Consider the following 9057-nt stretch of genomic DNA (forward strand, 5'->3'; position numbering starts at 1 on the left):
CCCCTTTGGACATCAGTAGCACAGAAGTTTAGTGCGGTATGGATTGCGGATGCATTTACCCCTCCCTGAGGAACAGGGCTACACTTGGTCTTGGTTCGAGCAGGATGAAGATCAAAATTGGTCAGAAATTTCAATGATTGGAGAAATTAAGCGAGAAGTGTTTGTCAAACATATCCACCAAATTCAGTCACGCAGCCAAACCTTGGGAAATACAAACCAGAGTAGCCCACTCCAGAACCAAGACAAGGAACAGAATTTGAGTGGAGAAATAATTTGGGAACACCTGCTTAAGCGTGAGGTAGGTTGGCTGACAGCAGAGAAAGATAGAGTGCTAGTAACGTCCTATGACAAGCGATCGCAACGCAAGCTTGAAGAACCTTATCAAAGATGGCAAAAACATATTGAAACCGCGCTGGATGTATGTGCAGTAAAAATTCGTCCAGTGCAGATGGAGGCGGTTTTTGCCAAGCAGGAGTTACGAGAAGGTTGGCTCAAGTTGAAGAAGACTGAACACCAAACCAACAGTTCTTGAACTCATTTAAGGTTGTATTTCTCACGACTTAACGCTTTGCTGAATAGCCACTATTTAAAAATTAGAGTCCTATCATGTCTGACAGCATCCATCAAGAATTTTCACAGCAAAATCCTCTCTCCTTTGCTCTTTCCAATTTTCATGTGCGAGAGGATCGTAATCTTCTTTACATTAACGATAATCCTGATGACCTACGATTCAATTTAGAGATCAAAAATCTCTCCACCCAGGCAATCACGCTGAACAAATCTACTCAATCAGAGCTAGAAGCCCCTAACCCTAACAATTATCATATAGAGCTTAAATTCAGACCTAACCAACTCTCCCAAATATCTCGCGAAAAGATTGATTTGAGTGAGGTGAGTAAAGAGGGCTGGAGCATCAGCCGACCTTATGAAAATCGCGATCTCATCCTTTCGCTTTTTCTTCTCAAGCGAAAGGATGAGATCGTCATCGAAAAAGAAGGAACTAAATTCATTACATTGACTGGTCTCGGCGCAAACTCTACTGACAGAGCAAGGGTTACTCAATTAGAGATCAACTATAAAGATTTCTATTTTGCACAGGAAAAATCTGATGAAAATGCTAACACACAACGAAGAGCTATTGACCCACAAACGCAGATAATCATTCTCACAGTTCTCAATTACTCCGGTAAAAGAGAAGCCAATTTAACTGTTACGTTTGCCTATGCACCAACCCTTCTCAATAATGGTTCGGATAGTGAACCGATCGTACTTCAGATTGTAAATACAGGGCAAGATTCAATCACCTTAAACGAGAACTCAAAATTTGAACTCACAATTGATGTAGAAGGAGAGAGGGCAGAACCTTGGGCACTTGCCAAAAAAGATGAAGCAAAAACTTATGATGTAGATATTGAACAAAAGCCAGGGAATTTCCTTCAAAGTCGAGAAAGCTGGATTATAGAAAAACCCATCGAGAGCCGAGAAGATCCGACCTGGGTCATTAGACCAAATTTCGGTTTAAATCAAAGGAAAGAAGAGAGAGATACGAGTAAGGATTTCACCTTTAAACAGAATGAAGATTTCTTTATTAAAATAATCAATCTTAAAAGCTCACTTCGTCCAGGGATTGGCAACTTGTATCTAGCCTATTACAACTTGCCAGGCTATATGGATAGAAAAAGAACGCTGAACGTGACGAAAACCTGTATTACTGAGCGGAAGGGAGGAAAAGATGCTGATGGACGGATTGGGATTAACAAGTATCCTGACTCTAAAACTCAACTAGATGTAAAGGGGAAAATAGCGTCGGATTCCCTGGAGGTGAAGGGGGACGCGGTGGCAAATTCCCTCACGATCAACAATACCGTGAGTGCCAGAAAGTTTGAGGGGGAAGGTGCATTTGTAACAGGCATGATTATTATGTGGAGTGGAGCAGCAGATGGAATTCCAGGAGGCTGGGCGCTGTGTAGTGGAGATAATAATACGCCAGATTTGCGCGATCGCTTTATCGTATGTGCTGGAGAATTACACAAATTGAATGATAAAGGTGATCCCGATCGGCATAATCATTCAATTTCTGTCCCCTCAAAAGAAGTTAATATTTCAAGGAATGGAAGTCATAGTCACCGCTTTCCAACTGCCTGGTACAATCGTGATAACGCTACTCGAGAAGCAACATTTAGGAGCAACTTCAATGCTATAGATAGAGGAAACGACAATATTGGTGACTCTTCTACACAAAGTAACGGCGATCACACTCACTCTGGAAATGTAAGTAGCTACACTCTCACCAGTGGTTCTAGTGAAGGTCTCAATCGACCAAAATGGTACTCTTTGTGTTTTATTATAAAAATTTAGTTGCCTCAAGACAAGCTAATTTTATCTACTAAAACTGGGATTAATTGCCTGGTTCTACAACTGACTTTTCCCGTTAAGTCGTGGAACATCGAAATAGCAAGAGTTTTACACTCTATTGTATTGTCAATTAATTGAGATTAATGACAATGAATCACCAGAGAATAAAACTTTGGGATAGAGGTATAGTAAGCGATCGCTCCGTCAAGGAGATAACGGGAAAAGTCAGGTTCTAAAAGTATGCCTCGATCGATTGTCTTGTTGCGAATTCAAAAAACCTGCAAAGTATAACATGTTGTGGCTCTTCTCACTCAATAAGGTTTAAATTTTTCGAGGTTTTCAGAGATTCATGAAAACTTGATTGTGTATTCTCAAAGTGACGAAATGAGACCTGAAACGGAAACTTTAGATGGCACTAAAAACAACCAAGACAGATAAAAACTGGTAGGAGTAGCTATGAGCAATTCACCCTCACTAACTCTTGGTTTTCAAGCAGAACTTACTCTGAGCGAGCGACCAACTTCTCTTCTCCTGGTTGTTGAAACTGACCCTGCTTCCAAAAAACAAAAAGTCTACCTTATCCTTCAGCAGCGGCGATTTGAATTTTCCACCCTTTTTACTTCTACAGGCTTATTTGCGGGGTTTACCGCTGCCTACCGGAATGAAACTGGTGATTCTATCAATATTGCAGAACTCATCAGTGATCTTATTCCTAGCATCGCCGATCAACTGCCCACCGGGTTAGCATTCTCTCTTCAGCAAGTTTTCCTAGCTTATCAAAAGGCTCCCGATTCAGATACAAACAAACCCCAAGCATCCCCTACCTTTTTAGTGGGTGGCTACATTGGGACTCAATATCAACCTCGCTGATTTGCCCCTCATCGGCGATAAACTCCCTACTGACTTCACCCCCCGCATCAATGGCCTCCAAATTCTCTATGCCTATCAAGACATCTTTGCAGAGTTAGTCAACACCCTGAAACTACCGCAGGGTCTTTCATTACTGCCCGTCTCTTCCAGTAAAGAAGAGAAAACAGAAAAGCCTCCTGCCTTGCACTCAGGACTATATCTGAGTGCTAACCTGACTTTGGAAAAAACCCCGCAATGGGTCACTTTACCCCTCTCCCGCAGCAAAAAAAACAGGTCTAGTGCTGCCTCTTCTCAAACGGCTCAAATTACCAATACTACAAAGGCTGACGCTACCACACAGGAGTCTGAGATATCAATCTCAAAAAGTGAGCAAAACCCTAAAAACGAAAAATTCAAGGCATTAGCCCAGGCTCCTCCTAACGTAGATGACACTATTACCTGGATTGACGTCAACAAAAAGCTGGGCCCCCAGTTATACCAACGTACTCCCCAGTATTAGAGTTGGCGGTAGAACTACTTGAAGGAACTTGCATTGTTCAATTTGCTGTTGAGAAAACATAAAACTCTTCAGACTGGAGTTTAGACTAGTTCGCGCTGCGAAACTGGCGAGACAATAAGTAAAAAGTACTATTAAATAGTAAAAATAAAAAGTAATACGGAGAGTAATAGTGCCCGCGAGATAAATTATATGAAAATTCAAATATTGGGAAAAGAAATTAATGGTGATGAAGTGATTTATCGCTAATTATAAAATATTAATTTAGTTACCATTTCTAGCTTGAGAAACTAAGCATCGACTGATAACAGTCAAATTATGAGCGATTATTCCCCAGCGCACCCAACTTTTAAATCCCATATCTCCTCTATACAAACAACGTTGGAACCCAAAGCATCTTTTCATTTATTTTTGCAAAATTGGGATGCTCCCGGGCGATGGGCTACGCCCCACCGTAGGCGATCGCTTTACTTTTAGTCTCAGAGATTCCGAATGTTGCGATCGCAGAACAGTATGGTTTGAATCTATACCCCCAAGCTGTGACATTAACAAGTGGTGTAATGCGGCATAACTTGAGCGCTAGTTCAGTTTTTTTCTCAAATTCTGGATCTTGTTTGCCTTCTGTTAAAGAATTGGTGTGCTGATATAACTCTATATCTACAGGACTTACGCAACTGGCACAAGTCCTTTGGTTTCTTTTAATGAGCGCTTGTAGCTCCTGACTACAGCCATAATTTTCTGATCTAGTCTGAGCAAATACCATTAGAAAAGGTGGAATAATGACTAAACCATCCTCTAAGCACAAAAAAGCCACCACTAGCTCTACACATGAGGATATCTCCCAGCAAGTAGATCCCTCTTTAGCAACAATTACAGTTACTGCCGTTGAGGTCGAAGAATTAAGCGAGGCAGAACAAAGCGATCGCCTGCAGTTGGAGAGGAAAGTGGAGCGGGCGTTTTTTGAAGCGGGGAAGGCCCTGGCGGAATTACGCGATCGTCGACTATACCGCTCCAGCGATAATATACTGAATCTTCTGCAACCAATCGGGAGTTTTGGGACTATCAGGTAGATTCATAGTGCTGAAGTTGATTTCTAAATTGAAACCTGTAAATAATTCTTGGTTAAGACTATACTAGTCTGCAAAGTTCTGGTTGACCGACAAAAGTCTGAGTACAAGAATTATCTAGTGATGAAACTACCACCCTGTAAACATTTCGCCAATACAGCCAACGATTTGAGGGAAGAAGAAAACTTTTGAGATGATAAGTCCAATGGCAATGAGAAAGGAACGCTCTCAAATCCGTTCTCCGATTGTACTGTCTCGCTTGTGTTTAGTGTTGGCGATCGCAACGCTTTACAAAACGCAACAAGTCGTTGCTTCTGGTCTTTGCCGTCAAGCGGACTGTCATGGGCAACGGGGCAGTAGCTATCTCTTTCCTTAGTTGGGAGTGGTTTAAGGGTTGCTTGCATCAGGGTTGGGTATATTTTCATTCATTACAACTTTCTGGTATACCTGATCCACAACCTGCGATCTCTTCACGCAAACAGGCTCAACAGCCTTACGAAAGAGAGTTTACGATCAAGTCACACTGCTATGCTACTTGAGTTTTGTCAGTCAACCAGGTAGTCCCGCTTTAACATGATTGAAGTTTGCCCTTGTTAGATTAGCCCTAGTAAAATCCGTCCCTCGGATATCTGCATAACTAAAGTTTGCCCCAGCCAGGTTTTGACCTTTTAGCTTCTTCCCTGGCAGCCGACAGACATGGTTGCTGGTGATGGGGTGCTGAGTAAGGAAATCTGGGGATGGAGAAAGTAGCGATCGCTAGGTGGAGCGTAATGAAGAGGGTGTAGGGGATAGGGTGTAGGGTGTAGGAACCCCATAATTAAAATCAGGGGTTTCAAACATGGACGCTGATTTGATCGCACTACGTGCCTCAAAAATCTTCCTTTTTCTTTTTCCATATTTAAAAATAGGGGCAAGTACTAGTTGGGTGTGGGAGAATTGTTCTTTCCCTACACCCCACACCCTTCTTGGTCATCCCCTCCTCAATTGATTCTCACGAGTGATTACCGAAAGCGCTGCTGATGTGGGCTATTGGAGTGATGAATGGTATGTTGTTTATTCAAGTTAATCAGAATAATATACCTCGATTAAGAACAGGAAACTTAAAATGAGAATTTTTGTTCCAGGCCGTCTTTGTTTGTTCGGAGAACACAGCGATTGGGCAGGAGAATATCGCAGTGTTAATCCTCTGCTCGAAAAGGGCTACACCTTAATTGTTGGTACTAATCAAGGAATTTATGCCTCGGTCAAACCTAATTCTACTGAATTAATTATTCGTACTTCTCTCAATGATGGCAGGAGTTATGAACCGTTGAGATTACCTATGGAATCTAATACCCTGAAATGCATAGCGGCAAAGGGTGGTTTTTTTAGTTATGCTGCTGGTACAGCTTATCAATTTCTGACTCACTATGGTGTCGGCGGACTTGAGGTTGATAATTATCTAACCGACTTACCCATCCAAAAGGGATTATCTTCGAGTGCTGCCTTTTGTGTTCTCATTGCTCGGTCTTTTAATCGTGTGTATGACTTGAAGATGACAATTCGTTCAGAAATGGAGTTTGCCTATCTGGGAGAAAGAAGCACTCCTAGCCTTTGTGGCCGTATGGATCAGGCTTGTGCTTATGGAAATCGCCCAATATTGATGATATTTGATGGTGAAAAAATTGACCTACTCGAATTGAAAGTGAGTGAGGATTTGTTTTTTGTGATTGTCGATCTCGGCGGTAGCAAAAACACACAAGAAATACTAAGACAATTGAATCAGTGTTATCCTTTGGCTACTAATTCTCTTCAGCAAAATGTCCAAAAATATTTTGGTTCTATTAGCTCTGAAATTACCCAGGCAGCAGTTGAAGCAATACAACTCGGAGATGCCCAACTTCTTGGAGCTTTAATGACAAAAGCCCAAGCGGAATTTGATCGGCACGTAGTTCCGGCTTGTCCCGATCAATTAACTGCAAAAAAGCTACATCTGCTTCTTCATCACGAGCCACTTAAGCCTTATATCTTCGGAGGAAAAGGCGTAGGTTCTCAGGGGGATGGCACTGCACAACTGATAGTTAAAAATCAAGAGAGTCAAAGAAAAGCTATCGAAATTATTAAGCGTGATTTTCCTCAAATGCAAGCATTACAGTTAACTATTTCAAGACTACCAACTCCTATGATTGACTTAGCTGAGGACAAAAAGCAGTATGGGGATGTTTGTTAAAATACCACCAGTCCCCTAAATTAAACGAGACATACAGCTTATGATTACTCAAATGATGGTTCAACCCTCATTCTGGGTAGATTCTGGAATCAAACTCAGTAAAGTTAGGGACATACATTTGTTTAAATTTACTGAAGAATTACAGTCTCGACTCGAAGAATTGTCTGAGAAAAAGAAAGCTGGATTGCTAACAGGAGAGGAAGATGCTGAATTGGCAGGCATATTGGAACTGTTTTGCTTCCTGTGGATGAGACTCTATTCTCACTAAAGGGCTTGTGATGCTAAATGTCAATTATTTCTAGTTTCTTCTGATTATTTCATTGTTTTTGTATTAAGGATAGGTCTCTTGCTTAATGCCAAAATCATTATGAAAAGTGCCTCCGCAGCAAACGGGAGAAAACCAAGTCTCTGGTGTTGAAGTGAAAGGTTCCGACCAAGGTGATTGTTCCGCCGCACCTGTGCCAAATCCTGAAAAGTGGTCGCATAAGGTGATCGCTGCAAGATCACGTATGCAGAAACTCAAAGTTGCGGCGAATTCGGCGCAGAATCCGGACTTTGACTTTTTGTATGAGTGCTGGAATGATGATCCGGCACTTGTGATCGCGATCAAGAAGTTGCTGGCGAAGTTTCCGCAGTCGGGGATTGTGATTGTGGATGGGGTACTGGTGAATTGGGAGGGTTAGCGCGATCGCCATTTCAACTACTAGCATATTCCAGCACTCGTTCCCACTCCCATCGCCACACTGTCTCTACCAGTATTTCCTTGCCGTTGGTGAATTGGATAAATTCTTGCCCATAGTCATAAAACACATCAGTAACTAGCCGATGGGAGAGTGGTGTGAGAATCTAATGAGGTTGTTTATCAATAGTTATCTCGAGTAAAGGAGAGTTGTGTATATCTCCCAGAGTGAGGCAGTGGCGATTGAGATAAGTGGTTTAGTTTATAAAAATAATACTATTAATATAGTTAGTACCGAAAAGGGGACTTGAGCAACTTTCCGTAGAATTTCGCAGGTGTAAATCTTCAAAAACGTGTATAAAGGTACGAGTTTCGGACACAACTGTGTCCAGTAGTGGGTTATGTGCTAAAGGTTGAAGCTACTGCGTTTGGTTGTTCCTATCCTACGGGAACTTTTAAAAGAAAGGCGGATGTAAGGTATGAAATGCCAGAGGTAGTTCTGTTTTTTTCTCATATTTTATCCCTCAATCCCGCACAACAGGTAATGACGCAAGTTCCGCAAAGAGTAACACCACCGCCCAGACAAAGACTCATAACTTGAAGTACACCGTTATCAGGAAAACATCATGAGCCAAACCTTAATTACGCAAGAGTTCGGAATTATCATTGCCGCGAAAAATCACAAACCCACTATCCTGAATCCAGATTTTCTCAAATACAGTGGCATCGTCCCGACTGAATGGGAATTGGCTCGTCAACCGATATATACCCAAAGCGTATCCCAAGTCGCCTTTACCAACGGCATCGTTATAATAGCTGAACCAACACGAGTTATGTTCATAGAAGCGATTGAAAACAAAGCAGTAGAAGAAATCGCTGTGGCAGCTATTGCTAAAAAATATGTTGAAGCCTTACCCAATGTCGAGTATGAAGCTGTAGGTATTAATCCAAGAGGCTACGTTGCTTTTGAAAAAGAGCAAGATGCAGCCCGTTTATTCATAACAGAAACGCTATTATCTGCGGGTACATGGCAAGAAGTAGGGACTGCACCTGTACGAGCAACACTGAATTTAGCTTACACCTTGGAGCGCGGGCTATTTTACCTGAGTGTAAATGAAGCAGCACTACGGAATCCAGACGAAACAAGTACCCCAATTGTGTTGTTCAGTGGTAGTTTTAGCTACGAAGTCAAGAGTGAAACTGTACTGGAACGCAAGAGCAGCATACATCTTGCTCTTGATAATTGGCAAGTAGACTTATCAGCTTACCAAGAAATTATTAGCAATAAATTTTTGGGCAAAACTAGTGAAGACAGAACTGTGGTACAAAATGTATTTGCCACCAGTGCTGCTGTTTAAGTCAAAAATGGGAAGAAGGCAAG

Annotated in this window: 11 protein-coding genes and 1 pseudogene; 10 read left to right on the top strand and 2 right to left on the bottom strand. The window is 41.9% G+C overall.

Annotated features, from left to right (window positions below; translation table 11 throughout):
* Positions 1–49 precede the first annotated feature (49 nt).
* From HWQ40_RS33165 to HWQ40_RS33180, 4 genes are all read left to right on the top strand, one after another.
* Complete coding sequence (locus HWQ40_RS33165) at positions 50–532, top strand: hypothetical protein (protein WP_292786339.1); 483 nt, start codon at positions 50–52, stop codon at positions 530–532.
* Positions 533–606: 74 nt separating this feature from the next.
* Positions 607–2358 (top strand): hypothetical protein, encoded by a 1752-nt coding sequence (locus HWQ40_RS33170; RefSeq protein WP_292786341.1) that lies wholly within the window; start codon positions 607–609, stop codon positions 2356–2358.
* 453 nt (positions 2359–2811) lie between these two features.
* A complete protein-coding gene (locus tag HWQ40_RS33175) occupies positions 2812–3225 on the top strand; it encodes a hypothetical protein (RefSeq protein ID WP_292786344.1) in 414 nt (137 codons plus the stop codon).
* Positions 3200–3724, top strand: a complete 525-nt coding sequence (locus HWQ40_RS33180) for a hypothetical protein (protein ID WP_292786346.1) — start codon at positions 3200–3202, stop codon at positions 3722–3724. Before HWQ40_RS33175 ends, HWQ40_RS33180 begins: the two co-directional genes overlap by 26 nt.
* Before the next feature lie 439 nt (positions 3725–4163).
* Here the strand turns inward: HWQ40_RS33180 and HWQ40_RS33185 are convergent, their stop codons facing one another.
* A complete protein-coding gene (locus tag HWQ40_RS33185) occupies positions 4164–4535 on the bottom strand; it encodes a hypothetical protein (protein WP_292786584.1) in 372 nt (123 codons plus the stop codon).
* Between HWQ40_RS33185 and HWQ40_RS33190 the strand changes: the two are divergent.
* A pseudogene (locus HWQ40_RS33190) lies at positions 4501–4737 on the top strand (hypothetical protein); the annotation flags it as partial. The gene HWQ40_RS33185 and the pseudogene HWQ40_RS33190 overlap by 35 nt on opposite strands.
* Before the next feature lie 256 nt (positions 4738–4993).
* Positions 4994–5164: a hypothetical protein gene (locus HWQ40_RS33195; RefSeq protein WP_292786349.1), complete on the top strand. Its 171-nt coding sequence runs from the start codon at positions 4994–4996 to the stop codon at positions 5162–5164.
* A 173-nt stretch (positions 5165–5337) separates the two neighbouring features.
* Here HWQ40_RS33195 and HWQ40_RS33200 read toward each other — a convergent pair whose 3' ends face one another.
* The gene (locus HWQ40_RS33200; RefSeq protein ID WP_366934048.1) at positions 5338–5499 is read right to left on the bottom strand and encodes a pentapeptide repeat-containing protein; all 162 of its coding nucleotides are present in this window, start codon (positions 5497–5499) and stop codon (positions 5338–5340) included.
* Between the two features lie 394 nt (positions 5500–5893).
* Here HWQ40_RS33200 and HWQ40_RS33205 point away from each other — a divergent pair, with 394 nt between their 5' ends.
* From HWQ40_RS33205 to HWQ40_RS33220, 4 genes are all read left to right on the top strand, one after another.
* A complete protein-coding gene (locus HWQ40_RS33205; RefSeq protein WP_292786352.1) occupies positions 5894–6997 on the top strand; it encodes a GHMP kinase in 1104 nt (367 codons plus the stop codon).
* A gap of 40 nt (positions 6998–7037) precedes the next feature.
* On the top strand, positions 7038–7265 hold the full coding sequence (locus HWQ40_RS33210; protein WP_292786355.1) for a hypothetical protein: 228 nt from the start codon (positions 7038–7040) through the stop codon (positions 7263–7265).
* A 106-nt stretch (positions 7266–7371) separates the two neighbouring features.
* Positions 7372–7680, top strand: a complete 309-nt coding sequence (locus HWQ40_RS33215) for a hypothetical protein (protein WP_292786358.1) — start codon at positions 7372–7374, stop codon at positions 7678–7680.
* Positions 7681–8302: 622 nt separating this feature from the next.
* Positions 8303–9034 carry a hypothetical protein gene (locus tag HWQ40_RS33220; protein WP_292786362.1) on the top strand — a complete coding sequence of 244 codons (732 nt, stop codon included), beginning with the start codon at positions 8303–8305 and terminating at the stop codon, positions 9032–9034.
* Positions 9035–9057: the final 23 nt, after the last annotated feature.

The organism is Nostoc sp. NMS9 (assembly GCF_017114995.1).
Lineage (GTDB): Bacteria > Cyanobacteriota > Cyanobacteriia > Cyanobacteriales > Nostocaceae > Nostoc.